Here is a 21,048-nt window from a genome sequence, read left to right as displayed (position 1 = left end):
GTCATGCCATCGCGGCGTGACGATGGGCACGCGTCGTCTCCATCATGGCCAGGACGCGTCGCGCCACATCGCTTCCCGGGTATTCGCCGGTATACATGCCGGTGTTGTGCCCCCCATAAGGGGTGTAGACGTCCAGGGCGGTGACCTGGAACAAGCCGATGGTAGGAACGCCCGCGGCGACGCCCAGGTGCATGACGCCGCAGTCGGCGGTGATGAACAGGTCCAGCCCGGCCAGCACCGCCGCCATCCGACGGATGTCCGACGAGTAATAGCCCGGCCACGTTTCACGCAGCATGGAATGTCCATGCGCGGGAATGATCTCCAGGATCGACGCGGTGGGGTGGGCTGCACACAGGGTCGCCATGAAGTCGGCCCACCATTCCGTGGTGTAACGCTTGGCACCGGTCGCGTTGCCGAAAATGCCGATGCGGAGACTCCCCTGGATACCGTGGGGGTGGGCGGTCAGCGCCGTGAGGGCGCTCCAGCCCTCCGCGTGCTCGTCGTCGTTGAGGTGTATCGCCAGGGGCGGATAGCGGTTGGGCGCGGTGGAGTCGATCCCCGAGGCCCAGCGGACCAGGTTCACCGGTCGCTTCGCCATGTGCCGTCCCGCCACCGCCTTGGGCGCGGCATGCGTGAGCGCTTTCGTCGGCGTATCGCTGAAGCCCAGTTTGTACCGCCCCCGAAAGATCCGTGTCAGCGCCCGGGCGAAGCCCGAGTGCACGCTCGGGTCCACCACCAGGTCGTAACGCGTGCGCCTGATGCGAAGGATCATCCGGAGGAACGCGATCGGGTGTTTGAAGCCGCGGCGCGGCAGGCAAAACACCTGCCTCACGTTGAAGCAGCCCTTGAACACATCGTGCGCGATATCCCCCTCGCTGACGATGTCGATCTCCGCTCCCCTGTACAGCGCCTGGAGTTCGGTGATGAGCGGTGTCAGGAGCAGCGTATTGCCCAGCCGATGGTTGGGGCGGCAGACGAGGATCCGGTAGATCCCGTGGCCAATGGTGGGATCCGGCGCGGTCACGGGGTGCTCCGCGCGTGGTGGGACAGATCCGGCAAGACCTTCTTCAGCGCACCGTCGACCAGTGAGGGGAACACACCGTTGAGGCGTGCGAACAGGCTTTCGGGAAAGCCAAGATAGGCTTCGTTCCGCTCGTGTTCGATGGCATGCACGATGCGTGTCGCCACCCACGAAGGCTCGTCCATGTGCATGAGTTTGCGTTCGGCCATGAGGTGCACGGCGGGAGGATTGAAGGCCGTGCGGACGGCCCGGGGAGCCACATAGGTGACCCCTACGCCCGTACCGTGCAATTCGCGGCGCAACGCCTGCGAGAAGCCGCGCAGGGCGAACTTGCTGGCTGAATAGGCGGCGAAGCCGGGATAGCCGATGCTTCCGAAGGTGGAACCCACGTTGACGATCCGCCCCGAGCCCCGGCCCAGCATGGCAGGCAACACCTCGCGCGCCATTTGCATGGGCGCTTCGATGTTGACTTGCAGCGCACGGGTGATCGCGCTGGCATCTGCCTCGTCGAAGAAGCGGAAGTCCAGGACGCCGGCCAGGTTGATGAGTACGTCCAGGCCACCGTAGGCCTGGACCATGCGCCACACCGCGGCGCGACGCGCCGATGCGTCGGTCAGGTCGGCCTGGATGACGATGGCGTCCATCCGCTGCGTGGCGACGAGATGATCGAGGCTGGCGACAGACGCGTCGGTGCGCCCGAGCAGGCCCAGCCGTGCGCCTCTTGCGGCGAGCGCCTCGGCCAATTCGCGGCCGATGCCGCCGGCGGCGCCGGTAAGGAGGATACGTTGCGAGCGAAGGTCGAGGCTCATGGTCACTGGTCCGCGGCGATGGTATCGATGAGCTTCTGCACCTGCGCCCGACGGCCCTTGTCCGCCAACTCCCGGCCCGGCCGGGGCGTTGCCATGAGCGCCTTCTTGAGGTGTTCCATGGCGCCGGTCTTGTCGCCTGTCTTGTAGAGGAAGTCGGCGTAGAAATAGTTGGGGTCGATGCCATCCGGATCGATTTGCAACGCCTTTTGCAGGAGTGTTCGCGCCTTGTCCTTGTCTCCGAAACCCACCGGCCAGCCGGGTACCTGGTAGTAGAGGCTGCCAAGCGTCGTATAGATGGACCCATGCAGGACATCGGGCTGGATCTTTTGCGCTTCCTGAAGCAGGTCACGGGCGTGTTTCGCCATGCCGAGCGCGGCCAGTCCGCCATGCTCGCCCGCATGCGTGGACAGGATGATGGCTTGCCATACACGGGGTTCGGCCCGTTGTGGGTACTGGGTCATCAGAGCCGAACCCCGGCTTTCGAGCGCGGTATAGGCATCGTCCTGTTGCGCCTTGGGCAACTCATAGGTGACGTGCGACCAATCCTGGCTCAGGCCCTTGATGGCCGCGTCCAGGTCATCGGCGCGTGACAGTGCGGGAGCGATCGCGAGGCATGCGCAGACGAGCATGGCGATCGGCGAACGGGAAGCGATCATGGGGTGTCTCCTTCGGAAGTGGTGGCATCGATTTCGCGGAAGATGTCGCCGTAGAGCACGTAGAACCGGTTGGCCGCGTGGATCAGGACCTCACGGTCGCTCTCCGTATCCAGGCGATCGACCAGGCGCTCGTAGAAGCCCACGTGGTCCACGTCGAGCGCGCCGTGCGAAGCCAGGTAGCGGAACGCGGATTTCGGCAAGCCAAGGGCCGTCTGAAGCGCTCCCGCCGCACGGGTGGCAAGCGCCACGCTGATGCCTTCCAGCACGAACACCATCCCTAGAAAGGACACGGGATTGCCGCGCGCGATACCGTCGTGGGCGTAGGCGATCATCATTTCCGTGGAGCGCATGGGCAGTGCGTGGCGGAACGCCTCGGGGTCCGCGCCACAGGCGAGCAAATCGTCGAGGATCCACTGGTCGTGGCCGATCTCTTCCTCGATGTATTCGGCGATCGCCGGCAGCATCCAGCGGAGCCGTTCGGGAAGGTGGTAGCCCATGCCCATCATGAGCGGGACGGTCTGCCGCACGTGCTGGTAGGCCTGGCCGAGGAACGCGATGTATTCGCGTGGCGTCACCTGGCCGCGAAGGGCCCGCTGGATGATGGGGATGGACAGGAATGCCTGCCGGTTCACTTCGGTATCGCGCACGAGGCGATCATGGGTGGACATGCGGAGCTTCTCTCTCATAAAGGGCGTCGAGGTGGGTGGCGTAGCGGGCCGCGATGGCCTGCCGGTCCAGCCCTCCGTTCGGACGGGCGAGTCCGTCACGGGCACTGAAGGGGCATTCGGCGGGACACCAGGCGTGAATGCGTGCGTAATCGGGAAGCCGCGCGTTGGCTGCGTCGATGGCGCTGTCGACCTGCCCGGGCGATGCACCGGGCGCCGGCACGATCACCGCGACGTTGAAGTCGCGTCCTTCGCCAAATACGGCGGCTTGCAAGATGGCCCGCGTGGCGACGAGTTCGCTCTCGACCCATTCCGGGGATACGTTGCGTCCATACGCGGTGGCGAAGGCGGTTTTCTTCCTGCCGTTGACGTACAGGAATCCATCGGAGTCGAGCCAGCCGGTGTCGCCGGTGTGCCATGTCCCCGGCGGCGCTCCGTACAGTCCGAGATAGCCGCCGAAAAGCGCGCCGGCGACGATGATCTCGCCGTCGTCGGCGATGCGCACGCGCGCATGCGGCAGGGGCATGCCCACGCTTCCCGGGCGTTCACTGCCAGGCCGGTTCATGCAGACGACCGACGTGGCTTCCGACAAGCCATATCCTTCGTACACGGGAATGCCCAAGGCCTTGGCGCGACCGATCAGGGGCTCGGAACACGGCGCGCCGCCGACGGCCACGAACCGCAACGTGGAAGGCAGGGGCGCGCCACCTTGCACGCATTCGACGAGAAGCTTGAGCAATTGCGGAACGAGGATCGTCGCGCTGGGCGCGAAACGATGGAACGCAGCAAGAAAGGCCTGTGGCTCCACGCTGCTGGAACCAGTGAAGCCACACTGCGTCAGTGAAGGCAGCATGGCGGTCGCGCCACGGCTCAGCGGCACGTAGATGCCGCCTATGTTCGCAAGCAGGGTGGACAGCGGCAGCACCGTGAGGCTTCGATCGCCTGGTTCGGCGGACACCGCGCTCGCGAGGGACTCCGTGACCTGGCCGATGGCGGCGCAGGTCACGCACACGCCTTTCGGGTGTCCGGTGGTTCCCGATGTATACGTGATCTTGCTCGTGTCGGATGGCAGGGTCCGACGATTCTTGACCTCGAGGCTGAAAAGATGCAGCTCGGTGCCGGCGACCACGATCGTCTCGTGGTAGAGCATGCGCGACAGGGCCACGCCACGCTCGGGGCGATCGGTGATCAGGAGATCGGGAGCCGCGTCGGCCAGGAGGTGCTCGATCTGCCCGTCGCTGAAAAAAGCGGGCACGGGTATCGACACGGCACCGCAGGCGACGATGGCAAGGTCGACGACGGGCCACGCGACGCCATTGTCCATCATCACCGCGACGCGCTCGGCGGCGATGCGGACGCCGAGTTCCGCGATCGCCCGGTTGAGGTCGCGGTACGTCAACGTCGAAACGCCATCGCTCAGTGCGATCTTGTCCGGTTGCGTGAGCGCATGCCGTGCCATCTGCTTCAGGATGTTTCGCATCACGCGCCTCCGCACGTCGAGGCGCACGGGGATGCCTCCGGATCGGCGCTCTCGCGGCTTTCGCGCAGCAGCGCGCGCAGCCATGGCTGCGATGGGCCGATGTGCCGATGCAGTTTCTTGTGGCCCGAATCGATGTTGCCCACGCATACGACCGGCTTGGTGCGGTAATAGTCGCCCCAGTGCAAGCCACCGTCCGCAAGGCGGGACGCCTGTGCCGTGGCCAGTTCGATCGGATGGAGGCCCAGGCGCTGGAAGGCATTCACCAGCGCCCGTGTCGCCGTGAACAGCACCCAACGGTAACCCCTTGCGTGCAGGTGTTGCGTGGCGGCGGCGATCACCCAACGGGTATCGCCGGGTTTATCGAGTGCGAGGTGGCCGACCTCGACGAGTTCGTCGCGATCGATCCGGACGCCCAGCCGGTCGGCGATCATGCTCGGCGCCGGAGCGGACAGGTACTGCTCCGAAAACAGCGCGCCATCGTGACCGCCACGAAAGCCGACGACCGCCCTGTGCCGGGCGTGGTCGCGAAAGCTCAGCAGGGTCGGATGAAAGGTCCGGACATCGGCGCCGTAACGCCGCTCGAACACCCGGCGCACGAACGCCTCGGCGTCGGTGCGCTCGGGGTGCTGCGAATGGATGACATTCACCCTTACCGGGTTGCGCAGTTCGGCGAGCAGGGGCTCCACCGTGTCGAGCACGCAAGGATCGAACGGAGAGGGCGACGGGGGAAGGGACATGGACATCGCTCGCGAAGAGGTGAGGTACCCTCTAGTAGCGAGATTCGTGCCAGCCTTCTATCGCATTGATAGAAAAGAAAATAACGCAGAATTTACGCAGAAATCCGGCCTGCATCCATTGCAGTGCGCACGAATTGTCTGCAAGAAATGTAGGGTGAATCAGGGCCCGGCGCGGTCCGGACAAAGTGCAGGCACGTTCGTCATCGTCGCCGGCCACGGCAGCAGGATGACGACATGGACGCTCGCATCGACATGACACGACGCGACGTAGCCGATCGCGCCGGGGGTGGCCGCGACGAACCTGACGACGGCCTCGTCCGAACCGAGCACGTAGGGGGGACTGACACCCTGGAAGTACTGCTTGTCCCAGTAATCCTGCAAGCGAGCGGCGGGCATGCGCACGATCGTGCGGGAGAAGGCGTCGCGCAGCGGCGCATCCGTGGGAAGGTTCACCGGCGTGAGCTTTACGCCATCATCGTCGACGAAGATGCGCTTGAGGTAGACATTGCGCAGCGTGTCCCGATCGAACGACAGACGTGGTTCGGCAGGCGCCGTGATCACGGCGATCTGCACCTGCGCCGCCCACGCCGGCTGGCCGGCGGCGACCAGCGCGCCAAAAAGGTAACGCGCGACGCGTCTGCCGGTTCGCATGCGTCAGAACAACACTGAGACGGATGCCAGCCACCCGGCCGGGACGATGTCTCCGCCGCGCCCGTTCCGGTGTTCCAGCTTGAGGACCAGACCCGGCACGGGCCGGTAATTGATCGCTTCGGTGCGTACCGTCGTCGTGGTTTCCGGCATCGACGTGTGATACCGCTCCAGGCGGCCGATGAGGTAAAGCCGGGCGGCGATGGGGATGCCCGCTTCGATGAAGCCACCGCGTTCGTCGGAGAGCTGCGACGGCCCGGACCGGTAGATCGCCTCGCCCGTCAGTTCCAGGTACCGCAGGGTCCATGTGAAGTCGACCCCGGCGAGCTGGTAATCGTGCCGCGGCGTCTCCAGTTGATAGCTCACGTACGAAGCGCCGACAGTGAGGCTGTCGCCGGCGAGGTGGTACAGGACACGACCGCCCACCGCATGGCGAAAGTTGTTCCGCGGACTGCGGTCGCCGGTGTAATCCGTGAATGCGTCGTCCGCGTCCTGACCCACGCCCAGCGTCTGGCTGTTGTCGGCGAACACCCAGTAATCGAGATCCTGGCCCTTGATGCCGACCGTACCGAACGCCATGGCACCCGAGGCATGGCGTGCGAACGCCGCCGACGTGGATAGCGGGCGCGAGACCGTCCAGGTCAGAGGGTCGGCGTGGACGAGGTTCCACTCTCCCACCGGCGTGAGGAACTTGCCGAACCGGAACGTGACCGAGGGGGTGGCATGGAAATCGGCGTAGAGACGCTCCACGTCCACTTCGGCATCGCCCCCTTCATTCCGGGCGCCGGTGACGTTGACGGTGCGGGAGGTTGCCAGTTCGGTGAAGAGCTGCCAGCGGCTGCCCAGGTCCTTGGTGACGAACAGGCTGACGTCACGAAGGCTCGACGTGCTGCGCGAACCGTCCAGGTCGAAGAAGTGAACGTCGGCGTATCCGCCGATACGCAGGCCCAGGGCGGGAAAGTAGAGTCCCTGGCCCAGGGTGTAGGGCGCCGGCTGCCAGGTGTTTCCCTCCGTGGTGTCGGCGGCGTGGGCCGGAGACGCGGTGCAAAGGGCCGCCACGAGAGCGATCACGCCCAGGCTCGGGGGACGACGCGGGTACCGGCTCATGGAGATACCTTCAGGGGGATGAAACATGGACGGACGAAGGATGGCATAAGCCATGCCCGATTCTGCGACACTGATGCCGGCATTCGCAAAGCTGACCTGCCTTGACGACACGATCGGTACTCTTTCGGCTCCTGTTCTGGACCATGCTCGGCACGATGACCGTGGTCGGCGCGCTGTCGTTCTTCCAGTTCCGCAGCGCCCTGCGGTCTGAAATCGCGGGGAACCTCCGCTTTGGCGCGACGGCCATGATGCAGCGCATCGACACCTTCCTGTTCGCCCATGTCGAGAACATGCGTGTCTGGCGAGGCCTGGAGGTCATGCAGGACATCCGGGTGAAGGATGTCGACAAGCGTCTGTCGAACTTTCTTTCGAACCTGCGCGCCGGGCAGGACACCGTCTACGACGTACTGCTGTGTACCGATGCCCAGGGGCGCGTCGTCGCCGCGAGCGATCCGTCCTACATCGGCGGCGATACGCCGCGGTTGTCGGGATGGCGCAACGTTCCGGGGCAGGGCCTCGATGCCGTGTCGATGGCACTGGTGTCACCGGGCGCCGGTACTCGCGCCATCGTCTTGCGCAGCCCCATAGTCAATGCCTTCGGCGAGGGCACGATCGGTTACCTCTATGTGTTCCTGGACTGGAGGGCCGTGCAGCGGTTGCTCGATGGCGCCGTGAACCGGGGTGCGCGCAATCTGCTCCTGATCGATCGCGATGGCCACGTGCTCGGTGCGTCGGCCAGCCTGCGCAACCTGCCGGGCCTGTCCCGTCTCCGCCTGGACGGCTGGCTGCTTCCGGGAACCGGTGCGGCTTCCTATGTCCATGACGGGGCGGGATTGGGATACGGCGACCTGCTCGTGGGTGCGGCCACGTCCGGAGGATACCCACCGTTCGAGGGCATGGGTTGGCACACCCTGATGATCGAGCCGACGTCGGTATCGTTCGGGCCCATCTGGGCGTTGCTGTGGGCCATGGTCGGCGTCTTGCTTGTCACTTTGCTCACCGGGCTGTGGATCTCCTCGCGCCTGGCCGACCGCATCGCATCGCCCATCGTGGCCTTGACGGCCTTCACGCGGAGCTTTCGCCAGGGGCAGGCGCTGCTCCCCACCATGCCGTCCGGCGCCACCTCGGAAGTGGATGAGCTGCATCGAGCCTATACCGAGATGATCCAGGCCCTGGAGCAATCACGCGAGCAGATCGTTCGTGCGGGCAAGTTGGCCGTCGTCGGCGAAATGGCCGCGATCATGGCGCACGAAGTGCGGACCCCCATGGGCATCCTGCGAAGTTCCGCCCAGCTTCTGCAAAGGCAGGCCGACCTCGATGAGCGGCAGCGCGAGTTGATCGGCTTCATCTTCAGTGAAACCGAGCGACTGAACCGCCTGGTAACCCTCTTGCTCGAATGCGCCCGGCCAAATCCACCCGACTTCATGTCGCACGATCTGCTGGAGATCGTCGACAGTGTCATCGCCCTGCTCGAGTCGCGTGCGGAGCGTGCCGGCGTCTCCCTGTCGCGGCAATCCGACGGTGGCGACGTGGTACTCCGCTGTGACAGGGAGCAGATGATGCAGGTGTTCCTGAACCTCATCCTCAACGCGTTGTCGTTCGTGGGCGAGGGCGGACGAATCCGGGTCAGCACCCACCGTGACGAGGACGCGCTGTGGGTCAGCGTCGCCGACGATGGCCCGGGCGTGCCCGTCGAATTGCGGCAGCGCATCTTCGATCCCTTTTTCAGCCGCAGGGAAGGGGGCATCGGGCTCGGCCTCACCATCGTGCAACAGATCGTCCAGGCGCACGGCGGCACACTGTCCGTCGGCGAAAGTGCCTGGGGTGGCGCCTCCTTCAACCTGCGCTTCAATCATCAAGAACCTGGGACATGACAGCGAAACGCATTCTGGTGGTGGACAACGAAGCGAAGATGCGTCGCATCCTGGAGCTTTCCCTGAAGTCCATGGGGCACGAGGTGGAACAGGCGGGCGATGGACAGGAAGCGCTGGCGATCCTCGAGTCGGGGTCGTTCGACCTCGTGCTGACCGACCTTCGCATGCCCCGGCTCGATGGCATCGGACTGCTGCGCGCGTTGCGTGAGGCCGACAACGATATTCCGGTCATCGTGATGACCGCCTACGGGACCATCGAAACCGCCGTCGCGGCGATGAAGGTCGGTGCGGCCGACTATGTCATCCGCCCGTTCGAGATGGAAACCATCGAGATGGCGGTCACGCGCGCGCTGACGATGCAGGTGGTGCAGCGTGAGAACCGCTTCCTGAAGGAGGAGGTGTCCCGTGGCTGGGGCGACTTCGTGGGCACGAGCAAGCCCATGCAGGAACTCTACGATCTTCTGAAACAGGTAGCCCCGACACGCAGCAGCATCTTCATCGTCGGCGAAACAGGAACAGGCAAGGAGCTGGTGGCGCGCGCGATCCACGTGGCGTCGGGGCGCAGCGGACTTTTCGTACCGATCAACTGCGCCGCGATTCCCGCCGAGTTGCTGGAGAGCGAGTTGTTCGGACACGTCAAGGGCGCGTTCACCGGCGCTTTGCGCGATCGCATCGGGAAGTGCGAGCTGGCCAGTGGCGGAACGCTCTTCCTGGACGAGATCACGGAGATGCCCGTCGGTCTCCAGGCGAAGCTGCTTCGCGTCCTGCAGGAAGGCGTGATCGAGAAAGTGGGTGGCAACACGGCCACGCCGGTCGATCTGCGTGTCGTCGCGGCCACCAACCGGGATCCGCAACAGTCCGTGGATGCGGGCCTGCTCCGGCGCGACCTGTATTTCAGGCTCAACGTGGTCCGGGTGGACGTGCCGCTGCTGCGTGACCGGCATGGCGATATCCCGTTGCTCGTCGACTACTTCGTACACAAGTACTCGATCGAGCTCAGCCGGACGCCACCGCATATGTCGGCCGACGCGCTGGCGATCCTGGAAGGCTACGGTTGGCCGGGAAACGTGCGTGAACTCGAAAATCTCATCGAACGTGCCATGGTCCTGTGCCGTGGCGACCTGATCACCGTGGCACACCTGCCCGCCGGTCTGGGCAAGGCGCCGGTCGTGCCCACGACGGGCGGCACCGCCGATGTCGACGCGAAGGCCATGCCGCACGATCCGGACTCGCTGTCCCTGCGCCGGCACGTGGACGAGTTGGAGCGGCGCCTGATCGACGAGGCGTTGAAACGGGCCGGCGGAAACAAGGCCGCCGCCGCGCGCCTGCTCAAGATCAGCGAGCGCGCGCTCTGGTACAAGATCAAGCGATATGGGCTTACCTGACCGGCCGTCGGGGCGCGGACGCGTCCCTCACAATATCCGGACGCGGTCCTCCACGAACTGGACGCCCGGCGCGGACCATACGGCTCGCTCCACGGCCTGGCGTTCGTCCCAGTTGTCCACGTCGCCTTCGATATGCACGTGACCGCCGTCACTCACGTCCACGCGGATCCGGCCCGCCTCGACTTCGGCATGACGTTTGAGCGCATCGTTGATCCTCTGCCGGATATCGGTTGCCTGGATGGCAGGGGCGAGGGCGATCTCGTTCGTCACTCCAAGGACGCCTGAGAGCTTGCGAACGGCTTTCTCCGCTTCGCGGCGCTGGTAATCCCATTTGACCGAACCCGTCAGGGTCAGCCAGCCGTTGGATACCCGAACCTTGACGGCATCGCGCGGCACCCAGGTATTCCAGGCGAGGATGTCGACCGCGCGGCGCGCCACCTCGTCATCGTTGACCTTCTTTTCAAAGGGCAGCCGGACCTTGATCTCCTGGGCGATGGCCTTCACCCCTTTCACGCGCCAGGTGGCGCGTTCCGCGTTGACCTTCTCCGCGTAGGTGCCGACGTGTCCGCTCAGGGTGACGATGCCGTCGTCGACGGCGACGGCGATACCGGATGTATCGATGCTCGGCTCGAAGTCGAGTTCCTCGATGATGTTCTGACGCAATTGCGGGTTGTTCATGGATGGCCTCCCGTTGATGATGCCGCCTGGGAGCGCGAGGCAGCCAGAGAACCCTAGCGCTTGCCACGGCACCGGTCGTTGACCTGAATCAAGAGCCTGCTTGATCCTGGTCAAGGAGAGGGCTTGCTCGCCGGACGATCCTGTCGTTACCCAAACTCGATCGTGGGGCGTCGACGATGAACCGACTCAAGGGCAAGGTCGCCGTGGTGACCGGCGGCGCCGCGGGCATCGGGGCTGCATGCGTGCGCCTGATGGCAGGCGAGGGGGCATCCGTCGTCATCGCGGACCTGCACGATGCAGGGGAACATACGACCGGTGGCGGCCCGCTTCCGATGACCAGCTTCATCCGTACGGACGTGAGCCGGGAAGACGAAGTCGCCGGCGCGATCGCGCATGCTCATTCCACCTATGGGCGCCTGGATATCCTGGTCAACAACGCCGGCATCGTGGGTCCGAACAAGCCAACGCATCTCCTGACGGAGGCGGAGTGGGATAGCGTCCAGCGCGTGAACGTGAAAGGCGTGTTCTTCGGGGTGAAGCACGCCATCGCACCGATGCGTGCGGCAGGAGGAGGAAGCATTATCAATCTCTCTTCGATCTACGGCATCGTCGGTGCCCCGGACGTACCGCCTTACCATGCCTCGAAGGGCGCCGTGCGCATGATGACCAAGACCGACGCCTTGCTGTATGCACCGGACAAGATCCGGGTCAACTCCATCCATCCGGGCTTCATCCTGACACCGATGGTCGAGGGGCACATGGCCAGCCTCGGCGGTGACCGGTCCGACCGCATGCGTGAGATCGCCGGGCTTCATCCGTTGGGCCGGATGGGCCATGTCGACGAGGTCGCCTGGTGCGCGGTGTTCCTGGCCTCGGACGAGGCCTCGTTCGTGACAGGCGCCGAGATCGTGGTCGATGGTGGCTATACGGCACGTTAACCAAGAACACTTACCGATGAGGATGACACCGATGCATCAACCTTCGATCCGCTACACCTTCCTTGTCCGCTGGACACACTGGCTCACGGTCCTGGCGGTGGTGGCGGCGTATGTCTTCGTCAACCTCGGCGACGAAGAGGTCCCGGCGATGATGCGATGGCATTATCTGGCAGGGCTTGCCGTGCTGGTCTTGCTGATACCCCGCATTCTTTCCCGACTCACCACCAGGCCACCGTCCATTGTCCCCGCGCCCGGAAAGATGGTGGCGGTGGCCGCCCGCGTGTCACATGTCGCCTTGTATGCGTTCCTGTTGGTGCAGCCGGTGCTCGGCATCCTCCAGGTCAACTATGCGGGCGAGCTTGTCAGCCTGCCATGGGGTGGCTGGTCGCTTCCCGCGCTGGTCGCGCCTGACCATGCCGCCCATGAATCGATCGGTGAACTCCACGAGGCACTCGGGGAGATCTTCTACTGGGTGATCGGCGCCCACCTGATCGCATCGTTGTGGCACCACTTCATTCGTCATGACAATACGTTGCGAAGGATGGTGTGAACCATGGCTCCCGCAACAGACACTGTCTTTCGTGACCGGCGAGACGCGGGTGAACGATTGGCGAGTGCGCTGGCCCCGCTCCGCGGCACACGGCCGCTCGTGCTCGGCATACCACGCGGTGGCTTGGCCGTGGCACGGGTCGTCGCCGATCAGATCGACGGAGAGCTGGATGCCGTTCTCGTCCGCAAGCTGGGTGCGCCAGGGCACGAGGAATATGCCATCGGCGCCATCGACGAAAGCGGCCGCTATGAAGTGAGCCCGCATGCGGCGGCATCGGGGGCAAACGAGGCGTATGTACGACAGGAGGCGGCGAGACAGCTCGAACGGCTCGTGCAGCGCCGGCGGTTATACAGTCCGCATCGCAACCCGCACGATCCAGCGGGACGCGTGGTCGTGGTCGTGGACGATGGATTGGCAACGGGCGCCACCATGCGATCCGCCCTCCGGGCCGTACGACGACAGAATCCAGCACGGCTGGTCGCGGCCGTGCCGGTGGCGGCACCGGATAGCCTGGCATCGATCCGTGCACTCGCGGACGATATCGTCTGCCTGTCGGTACCCGCCGCTTTCCACTCGGTAGGCGAATACTACCTTTCGTTCAATCCGGTGGAGGACGACGAGGTCATTCGGCTCCTGGCACGAGACGAGGTCGCGGAGGCTTCCGATCGTCATGCGGTTCCCATGGTCTTCGACGTGGATGACACGATGCTGGAGGGAGACCTCCATGTGCCGCCGCGAGCGTCGGGTATCGTGGTGTTCGTACATGGCAGCGGAAGCAGCCGGCGAAGCAGCCGGAACCGGTATGTGGCGAGTGCCCTGCAAGCTCGCGGCTTCGCCACGCTGTTGTTCGATCTGCTCAGTGCGGATGAGGAGAGAGCGACGAGCGAGCGGTTCGACATCGACAAGCTCGCGCGGCGGTTGGATGCGGTGCTGAGCCGGGTTTCCGAGGAACCGGAACTTGCCAGCCTGCCACTCGCCTTGTTCGGAGCCAGCACGGGCGCGGCCGCGGCGCTCGTGGTCGCAGCGCGGCGGCATGACATCCGTGCCGTGGTTTCCCGGGGCGGCCGCCCCGATCTCGCCGGGCGCGACGCGCTGGCGAAAGTGACGGCACCCACGCTGCTTATCGTGGGAAGCGCGGACCGGGAAGTGATCGCGTTGAACCGTGCCGCGCTCGGAGAGATGTCGACCACGGCCGAGCTCGTTCTCGTGCCGGGTGCGACGCATCTTTTCGAGGAAGTGGGCGCGCTCGAACAGGTGGCTTCGCTCGCGGGCGATTGGTTCGCACGCTGGTGGTGACGAGAGCCCCGAGTAGGTTCCTTGACCATAATCAATACGCGGTTCTGGCGTTGGTCTACGTTTGTGAAAGGCGCTCCTGGCGGCGCGCCCGTCATCCATCAACCTTTACGCGAGGAACTTCATCATGACAAGCATGATACGTTGGAATCCCATCAAGTCATTGTCGCGCATCGATCCGTTTGCCGATCTGGACGAGTTGTTCCGCGGTTCCTTCCTGAGGCCCGCCATGGGTGGCGCGGACCTCGCGCCCGATATGCGCATCGACGTCACCGAAGACGGCGGCACGTATCAGGTCAAGGCCGACATCCCGGGCGTCAGCAAGGAAGATATCGACGTGTCGATCAACGACAACCAGGTGTCCATCAGCGCTGAGATCCGTCGTGAGAGCACGAAGAAGGAAGGGGAGCGTCAGATCGTTACCGAACGGTCTTACGGGCAGGCATACCGTTCCTTCACGTTGCCCAGTGCGGTGTCGTCGGACAAGGCCAACGCGCATTACGAGAATGGCGTGCTGACCCTTACGCTACCCAAGAAGGACAATGGAAGCTCGCGCAAGCTCAAGGTGAGCTGAAGCAACGACACGCCTCTCCAGGGTATCGGGGAGGTGTTCTTCTCATGGCCGGAGGCCGCCGCGATGCCTTTCAGCGAGCACACCCAACGGGAGACTCTGCGGGCCTGCGCGGTCCGCCTGAGCGGCGAGTCCGCCGATTATGACGATGTGGTCGAGCGGGCGGGACGATGCTCCATCGTCCTGATTGGCGAAGCCACGCACGGCACGGCGGAGTTCTACCGTATCCGCGCCGAGATCAGCCAGCGGCTCATCGCCGAGCGGCACTTCGACGCCGTGGCGGTCGAAGGGGACTGGCCCGATTGCTGGCGCGTGGATCGTTATGTCCGTGGTGAAGGCGACGACCGGACGGCCGAGGAGAGCCTTGGTGACTTCTCGCGTTTTCCACGCTGGATGTGGCGCAACGAGACCGTGGTCGGCTTCATCGACTGGCTTGCCTCACGGAATGCGACGCAGCCGGACGAGGCGCGCGCCGGCTTCTACGGCCTCGATATGTACAGCCTCTATCGATCGGCCGACGAAGTGATCGGTTATCTCGACGCCGTCGACTACGAGCAGGCCGCCATCGCCAGGCACCAGTACGAAGCCCTCGACCATGTGCGGGACCCGCAACGCTATGGCTATGAAGCCGTGCGCGGTCTACGGCCGGACTGCAGCGTGGCGGTGCGACAGCGGCTGGCCGAACTGGTCAGGCGCGCCGCCGAGTACAAGGGGGATGGAGACAGGCGGTCCCAGGACGCCTATTTCTTTGCCGAACGAAATGCCCACGTGGTGGCGAACGCCGAGTCCTACTACCGCGCCATGTTCGGTCCGCGAGCCCTGAGCTGGAATGTGCGCGACGCGCACATGGCGCAGACCCTCTTGGCGTTGCAAGGTTACCTTCGGTCGCAGGGGCGCGAAGGTCGCATCGTGGTCTGGGCGCACAACTCCCACGTCGGCGATGCGAGTGCCACGGAGATGGCGCTGGCCGGCGAGTACAACGTCGGGCAGCTCGCGCGGCAGACAGCGGCCTTCGGTTCGACCTTCCTGATCGGGTTCACCACATACACAGGCACCGTCATGGCAGCCCACGAGTGGGGCGGCGAGCCTGAATCCATGCCCATCCGTCCGGCTCTCGAGGAGAGCTTCGAGCACCTGTTCTACCGTACGGGGCTCGAGGCCTTCTATCTGCCGATCCAGGGCGAGACGGCCATGCAACTCGATACGCCGATGCTGGAACGAGCGATCGGCGTGCTCTACCTTCCCGAGACGGAGCGCGAGAGCCATTATCTTCGCGTGCGCATGACCAGGCAGTTCGATGCCGTCTTCCACCTGGACGAAAGCCACGCCGTTTCGCCGCTGGACTGATCGGCGGCTCAGATCGTCGCGCCGCTGGTCTTTTCGGTGGCGAAATCGTGGGGGAAGGCACGACACATGTGCTGGATGAGGTCGCCCTTGGACAGCCCGACGATGTCGTCGTCGAGAGTGCCCGCCACGCAGGCCACCTCCGGATCGCCGATCTGCTCGCGCAAGACGCCCAGGAACCTTGGCGGTGCCACGAGAAAGAGCCGGTCGTAACGCCGGTGGACCTTCGCCTCGTGAAGCGGCTCGGCAATGTGGCGCGCGAACATCTGGGCGCTTCGGTCCTTTCGGGTCATGCGGGGCTCGATGATATGCCTGGCCGCTCCCACGCTTTCCTGCGCGCGTGGGATGGTGCGGCCGGTCGTCCGGTCCGCCGGAGGTCCGCGCAACTCCGGATTGGCGTAGCACGCGACCTCGGTCCAATCGCCACGGCGGCTCGACGTCTCGAACAGACGAGCCCTTGCCGCATCGCAAACCAGTATCCAGGTGTTGGTCATGATGAAACCTCCCGGCATGAGCCGCAGACCAAGCCTAGGCCGTGGCCGGGGGGGCGTCTTGACCGGGATCAAGCGGAGTCATGGTGGACACCCAGGCCATCAGGCCACCCGCCGGCACGAGGACGGTGCCACAGGGCATGTCGTGCGCATCGCCACGGACGGCGACAGCGTCGGCGTCGAGCACGACCGTCCAGTGCTGGACGCCGTGCGGTGCGGGAAGACGAAAGGACAACGCCATATCGCACGGATTGAACGCGAGGAACATGCGCTGGGGGTCATCGCGGGCAGCCCCGACCCACGCGACGAGCACGCCAAGCGCTTGCCGTGTGGGGTCGTCCCATCCGTGCACGTTGACCTCGGTTCCGTCCGGTTCCAGCCAGCGGATGTCCTTGTCGTCGTGGCTCGTGGAAATCGGCGCGCCGGAATAGAAGGCATCCTCGCAAGGGAAACGTAGCTCACGGCGCAAGCGAAGCGCCTGCGTGACGAAAGAGCGGAGGTCGCGCAGCGGGTCCCCCTGCGCCGTCCAGTCCAGCCAACTGAGTTCGTTGTCATGGCAGAACGCGTTGTTGTTGCCACGTTGCGTGCGCGATAGCTCATCGCCCCCTAGCAGCATCGGGACACCCCGGGACAACAGCAGCGTGCCGAGCATGGCGCAGCGTCGCCGGCGTCGGCGGAGGAGCAGGGCGGTATCGTCCGTATCGCCTTCCACGCCGCCGTTGGCGCTCCAGTTCGTATCGGAGCCGTCGCGGTTGTCCTGCGCATTGCCTTCGTTGTGTTTCCGCGCATACGCCGTCAGGTCGGCGAGCGTGAAGCCATCGTGACATGTGATGAATCCGATCCCCAGCGACGGCCCGCGGACGGCGCGCCCGAAGATATCGCTGGAACCGGCGAAGCGAGTCGCCAGCGAGCCACGCGCGCCACGATCGCCACGCCAGAATCGACGGACGTCATCGCGATACCTGTCGTTCCATTCGCGGATCGGCTCCGGAAACGCGCCCAACGCCCCATCTCCCGACCCGGGATCCCAGGGTTCGGCGATCAGCTTGAGGTCACGCAGGTCCGGATCGGCGGCGATGGTCCGCCAAAGGGGCGCATTGCGGTCGAACGCTCCTGCCGGGCTTCGCCCCAGCAAGGTCGCCAGGTCGAAGCGAAATCCGTCGACACCGATCTCGCATGCCCAGTAACGGAGCGTCGCGTGGAACCAGGCGATGACGGCCGGCTGTGCCGGATCGAGCGTGTTGCCACAACCGGCATCGTCAACGTAGCGTTCGGGATGACCGGGTTCGAGCCGGTAATACGTCGCGTTGTCCAGGCCGCGCAGGCAGAGCGTCGGACCGTACGCGCCGGTCTCGGCCGTATGGTTGAGGACGATGTCCACGATGACCTCGAGCCCCGCCTCGTGCAGGCGATCCACCGTCGCGGCCAGCTCCATCGGGCTTCCGCTCGCGAGGTAGGGCGCGTGCACGGCGAGCGGCGCGATCGGGTTGTAGCCCCAATAGTCCGTCAGTCCGTGGCGGACGAGGTGGGCTTCGTCGAGGAATGCCGCCATCGGCATCAACTCCAGGGTGGTGATGCCCAGGTCGCGCCAGTACCTGACCAGCGCGGGTTCCGCCAGCGCGGCCACGGTGCCGCGGATCGGCGCGGGGACCCCCGGGTGCCGCATGCTGCAACCTTTCACGTGTACCTCGTAGATCACCGTATCGGTCCACGGGATGCGCGGCCGTGCCGGCCGGAGCGACAGCGAAGGCAAGGCCGGCGTGACCACGCACTTGGGGACGAACGGCGCGCTGTCCACCCGGTCGGCCGCCGCCGGGTCGTCCGGCGATCCGTCCGCGTAACCGAACACCGCGGCGCACCACTGGAGTCGCCCCCTGAGTGCCCTCGTGTACGGATCGATGAGCAATTTGTCAGGATTGAATCGATGCCCCTCCCGCGGGGCATAGGGACCGTGCACGCGAAGCCCATAGACAAGCCCCGGGCCCGCTCCCTTCAGATAGCCGTGCCAGACGTCCCCATCCCGCGCGGGCAGGGGTAGCCGCGCGATTTCCCGCTCGCCTTGCTCGTCGAACAGGCACCAGTCCACGCGCACGGCATGGCGCGAGCGGACAGCGATGTTGACTCCGTACCCATCCCAGTGCGCGCCAAGGGCATGCGCGGAACCGTCGGCTAGCACGAACGGGATGCTCACTCGCCAGTTTCTCGTTGCAGAGGGGTCGCAGCGACTATGCCTCCGGACTCATCGACCAGCTTGATCCTCGTCAATACCCATGAGGCGAACAAGCGCGAAAGTCGAACGCGTATGCATCCTGTCTTGCCACGTGCCTTGCCTGGCGGTCTGGAAGGCTTGACCGAACTGGCCCTCGACCTGCGCTGGACGTGGAACCACGCCGTGGACGCACTGTGGCAAGAGGTGGATCCGGATCTGTGGCACCAGACACACAATCCCTGGGTGGTATTACAGAATGTCTCGAGGCACCGCCTCGACGAGTTGGACGCGGACGAGGGGTTCACCTCGCGACTGGACAGGGCGATGGATGGGCGTCGCCGTTACTTCGCCACGCCGGGGCTTTGCGCCGCGACGCCGTCCGAAGCCATGCCGCGCACGATCGCCTACTTCAGCATGGAGTTCGGCCTGAGCGAGGCGCTGCCGCTTTATGCGGGCGGCCTGGGCGTGCTCGCGGGCGATTACCTGAAGACGGCAAGCGACCTCGGCGTACCCATGCTGGGGATCGGCCTGTTGTACCAGCAGGGATATTTTCGCCAGACGATCGACAACGCGGGCAACCAGGATGCCGTGTACCCCTACAACGATCCGACGAGCCTGCCGATCCAGCCCGCGTTCGATCCGGATGGCTCCGCGCTGGAACTGGACCTTCCCCTGCCGGGGCGCACGCTGCGCCTGCGTGTGTGGCGCGCCCAGGTCGGTCGCGTCGACCTATACCTGCTCGACAGCAATCACGTGAGCAACGCCCCCGTCGACCGGGGCATCACGTCGCGACTCTACGGCGGCGGTCCGGAGATGCGCCTGCTCCAGGAAGTCGTGCTCGGTATCGGTGGATGGAGGCTGCTGGAGGCGCTCGGGGTGGACGTGGACGTATGCCACCTCAACGAGGGCCATGCGGCGCTACTCGTGCTCGAACGCGCCAGGCGCTGCATGCACGAGCGCCGGTTGTCGTTCCGCGAGGCATGGTGGACCACCCGGGCGGGCAATGTCTTCACCACCCACACGCCTGTCGCGGCCGGCTTCGACGCGTTCGCTCCGGCACTCATCCATAAATATGCGAAAGGCCTCCTGGCCGATTGCGGTATCTCGCTGCAGGAACTGATGGCGCTGGGGCGGGTGGACCCCAACGACGATGCCGAGCCCTTCAACATGACCTACCTTGCCTTGCGCGGGTGTGCACAATCGAGCGCGGTCAGCCGGCTGCACGGCGAGGTCAGCCGCCGGTTGTTCGAGCGGCTCTATCCGCGCTGGCCGGTCCATGAGGTACCGGTGCGCCACGTCACGAATGGCGTACACATGCCATCATGGGATTCGTCATGGGCCGATGCGCTATGGACGAGCGCTTGTGGCCAGGATCGGTGGCTTCGCGAGTCGACGTGCCTTGCGTCCGTGGCGACGTGCGAGGACGCCGATTTATGGGAGCTCGCGGCCGACCAACGCGCCGACCTGGTGCACTACGCGCGCGATCGCCTCGCTTTGCAGCTCGGGCAACGAGGCGAGGACCCCGAGCGGGTGTCGCTGGCCGGGCAGGTGCTCGATCCGAACATCCTGACACTGGGGATGGCCCGGCGGTTCGCTGAATACAAGCGGATGACGCTGCTCTTGCACGACGAGGAGCGTCTCGTGGCGTTGTTGACGAACACGACCCGGCCCGTGCAACTGATCGTCGCGGGAAAAGCCCACCCGGACGACGAAGCAGGCAAGCGACAGGTGCGGGCATGGCTGGAGTTCGCGCGGCGCCCCTGTCTGGCGGGCAGGGTGGTATTCCTGGAGGACTACGATCTGGCGATCGCGCAACGTCTGGTGCAGGGCGTCGATGCCTGGATCAACACCCCATGGCGCCCGTGGGAAGCCTGTGGCACCAGCGGCATGAAGGCACTGGTCAACGGCGGACTCAACGTCTCGACGCTGGATGGATGGTGGGCGGAGGCGTACGACGCCACTTCCGGATGGGCCATCGATGGCGGCGGTGGGGATGCGGAAGATGCCCATGAACTGTACCGGCTGCTCGAAGACGAGATCGTGCCCAGCTTCTACGAACGAGATGCGCATGACATACCTCGACGATGGGTCGCTCGCATGCGGGCGAGCATGACGCGGCTCGCGCCCAGCTTCAGCAGCAACCGCATGCTGCTCGCGTACCTGGACGACTTCTATCGACCGGCGACCCGCGCGCTCAGGAAACGCAAGAAAAAGGACTCCGCGCCAGGCCTCGCCGAATGGAGCGACACCGTCGCATCGCACTGGCACGAAGTGCGCTTCGGCGATGTCGACATCACGCTGGATGGTGAGCAATGGCGATTCCGCGCCCACGTCTATCTCGGCGACCTTCCCCTGGCATGGGTGCGCGTGGAGTTGTATGCGGAAGAGGGCGAGGGGTTTCCGATGCAATGCATCCCGATGCGGGAGGGCGCGTCGGTCAGCGGTGTGATCGGTGGTTACGAGTTCTCGGCCGGTGTCCCGGCGGCGCACGCGCCGGGACGATATACGGCGCGCGTGCGCCCCTGGAACGACGATGCCTTCCTGCCCGCCGAACTTCCCTTCATCGCGTGGCAGCGCTGATCCCCACGATCG

At 65.2% G+C, this 21,048-nt stretch carries 19 protein-coding genes; 8 read left to right on the top strand and 11 right to left on the bottom strand.

Features of this window, described 5'->3' with window-relative positions; translation table 11 throughout:
- Position 1: 1 nt before the first annotated feature.
- From J2T07_RS02425 to J2T07_RS02390, 8 genes are all read right to left on the bottom strand, one after another.
- On the bottom strand, positions 2-1,024 hold the full coding sequence (locus J2T07_RS02425) for a glycosyltransferase family 9 protein (protein ID WP_306846976.1): 1,023 nt from the start codon (positions 1,022-1,024) through the stop codon (positions 2-4).
- Entirely contained in the window at positions 1,021-1,830 is an 810-nt protein-coding gene (locus tag J2T07_RS02420) for an SDR family oxidoreductase (RefSeq protein ID WP_306846975.1), read from the bottom strand. Before J2T07_RS02420 ends, J2T07_RS02425 begins: the two co-directional genes overlap by 4 nt.
- 2 nt (positions 1,831-1,832) lie before the next feature.
- Positions 1,833-2,486 (bottom strand): tetratricopeptide repeat protein, encoded by a 654-nt coding sequence (locus J2T07_RS02415; RefSeq protein WP_306846974.1) that lies wholly within the window; start codon positions 2,484-2,486, stop codon positions 1,833-1,835.
- Entirely contained in the window at positions 2,483-3,154 is a 672-nt protein-coding gene (locus J2T07_RS02410) for a TenA family transcriptional regulator (RefSeq protein WP_306846973.1), read from the bottom strand. The genes J2T07_RS02415 and J2T07_RS02410 overlap by 4 nt, the downstream gene beginning before the upstream one ends.
- Entirely contained in the window at positions 3,141-4,631 is a 1,491-nt protein-coding gene (locus tag J2T07_RS02405; RefSeq protein ID WP_306846972.1) for an AMP-binding protein, read from the bottom strand. The genes J2T07_RS02410 and J2T07_RS02405 overlap by 14 nt, the downstream gene beginning before the upstream one ends.
- Positions 4,631-5,368: a thermostable hemolysin gene (locus J2T07_RS02400; protein ID WP_306846971.1), complete on the bottom strand. Its 738-nt coding sequence runs from the start codon at positions 5,366-5,368 to the stop codon at positions 4,631-4,633. Before J2T07_RS02400 ends, J2T07_RS02405 begins: the two co-directional genes overlap by 1 nt.
- Before the next feature lie 159 nt (positions 5,369-5,527).
- On the bottom strand, positions 5,528-6,019 hold the full coding sequence (locus J2T07_RS02395) for a hypothetical protein (RefSeq protein WP_306846970.1): 492 nt from the start codon (positions 6,017-6,019) through the stop codon (positions 5,528-5,530).
- A gap of 3 nt (positions 6,020-6,022) precedes the next feature.
- On the bottom strand, positions 6,023-7,123 hold the full coding sequence (locus J2T07_RS02390; RefSeq protein WP_306846969.1) for a porin: 1,101 nt from the start codon (positions 7,121-7,123) through the stop codon (positions 6,023-6,025).
- A gap of 101 nt (positions 7,124-7,224) precedes the next feature.
- Between J2T07_RS02390 and J2T07_RS02385 the strand changes: the two genes are divergently transcribed.
- Positions 7,225-8,997, top strand: a complete 1,773-nt coding sequence (locus tag J2T07_RS02385) for a sensor histidine kinase (protein WP_306846968.1) — start codon at positions 7,225-7,227, stop codon at positions 8,995-8,997.
- On the top strand, positions 8,994-10,382 hold the full coding sequence (locus J2T07_RS02380; RefSeq protein ID WP_306846967.1) for a sigma-54-dependent transcriptional regulator: 1,389 nt from the start codon (positions 8,994-8,996) through the stop codon (positions 10,380-10,382). The genes J2T07_RS02385 and J2T07_RS02380 overlap by 4 nt, the downstream gene beginning before the upstream one ends.
- Positions 10,383-10,409: 27 nt before the next feature.
- Here J2T07_RS02380 and J2T07_RS02375 read toward each other — a convergent pair whose 3' ends face one another.
- Positions 10,410-11,060 (bottom strand): BON domain-containing protein, encoded by a 651-nt coding sequence (locus J2T07_RS02375; protein WP_306846966.1) that lies wholly within the window; start codon positions 11,058-11,060, stop codon positions 10,410-10,412.
- 176 nt (positions 11,061-11,236) lie between these two features.
- Between J2T07_RS02375 and J2T07_RS02370 the strand changes: the two genes are divergently transcribed.
- The 5 genes from J2T07_RS02370 (at position 11,237) to J2T07_RS02350 (ending at position 15,759) form a co-directional block, all read left to right on the top strand.
- The gene (locus J2T07_RS02370) at positions 11,237-11,998 is read left to right on the top strand and encodes an SDR family NAD(P)-dependent oxidoreductase (protein ID WP_306846965.1); all 762 of its coding nucleotides are present in this window, start codon (positions 11,237-11,239) and stop codon (positions 11,996-11,998) included.
- 31 nt (positions 11,999-12,029) lie between these two features.
- Positions 12,030-12,548 (top strand): cytochrome b, encoded by a 519-nt coding sequence (locus J2T07_RS02365; protein ID WP_306846964.1) that lies wholly within the window; start codon positions 12,030-12,032, stop codon positions 12,546-12,548.
- A gap of 3 nt (positions 12,549-12,551) precedes the next feature.
- Complete coding sequence (locus tag J2T07_RS02360; protein ID WP_306846963.1) at positions 12,552-13,844, top strand: alpha/beta family hydrolase; 1,293 nt, start codon at positions 12,552-12,554, stop codon at positions 13,842-13,844.
- A gap of 124 nt (positions 13,845-13,968) precedes the next feature.
- Positions 13,969-14,415 carry an Hsp20/alpha crystallin family protein gene (locus tag J2T07_RS02355; RefSeq protein ID WP_306846962.1) on the top strand — a complete coding sequence of 149 codons (447 nt, stop codon included), beginning with the start codon at positions 13,969-13,971 and terminating at the stop codon, positions 14,413-14,415.
- A 63-nt stretch (positions 14,416-14,478) separates the two neighbouring features.
- The gene (locus J2T07_RS02350) at positions 14,479-15,759 is read left to right on the top strand and encodes an erythromycin esterase family protein (protein ID WP_306846961.1); all 1,281 of its coding nucleotides are present in this window, start codon (positions 14,479-14,481) and stop codon (positions 15,757-15,759) included.
- A gap of 8 nt (positions 15,760-15,767) precedes the next feature.
- Here the strand turns inward: J2T07_RS02350 and J2T07_RS02345 are convergent, their stop codons facing one another.
- Both J2T07_RS02345 and glgX read right to left on the bottom strand, forming a co-directional pair.
- Positions 15,768-16,250, bottom strand: coding sequence for a host attachment protein (locus J2T07_RS02345; RefSeq protein ID WP_306846960.1), 483 nt, complete (start codon positions 16,248-16,250; stop codon positions 15,768-15,770).
- 34 nt (positions 16,251-16,284) lie between these two features.
- On the bottom strand, positions 16,285-18,438 hold the full coding sequence (gene glgX, locus J2T07_RS02340) for a glycogen debranching protein GlgX (protein ID WP_306846959.1): 2,154 nt from the start codon (positions 18,436-18,438) through the stop codon (positions 16,285-16,287).
- A 111-nt stretch (positions 18,439-18,549) separates the two neighbouring features.
- On the opposite strand from glgX, the gene glgP reads away from it, so the two are divergent.
- Positions 18,550-21,036, top strand: a complete 2,487-nt coding sequence (glgP, locus tag J2T07_RS02335; protein WP_306846958.1) for an alpha-glucan family phosphorylase — start codon at positions 18,550-18,552, stop codon at positions 21,034-21,036.
- Positions 21,037-21,048: the final 12 nt, after the last annotated feature.

Origin of the sequence: Luteibacter jiangsuensis (genome assembly GCF_030812295.1) — a bacterium.
Lineage (GTDB): Bacteria > Pseudomonadota > Gammaproteobacteria > Xanthomonadales > Rhodanobacteraceae > Luteibacter > Luteibacter jiangsuensis_A.
Note: the sequence above shows the minus strand (reverse complement) of the source record. Positions and strands in the feature narration are given on the sequence as shown.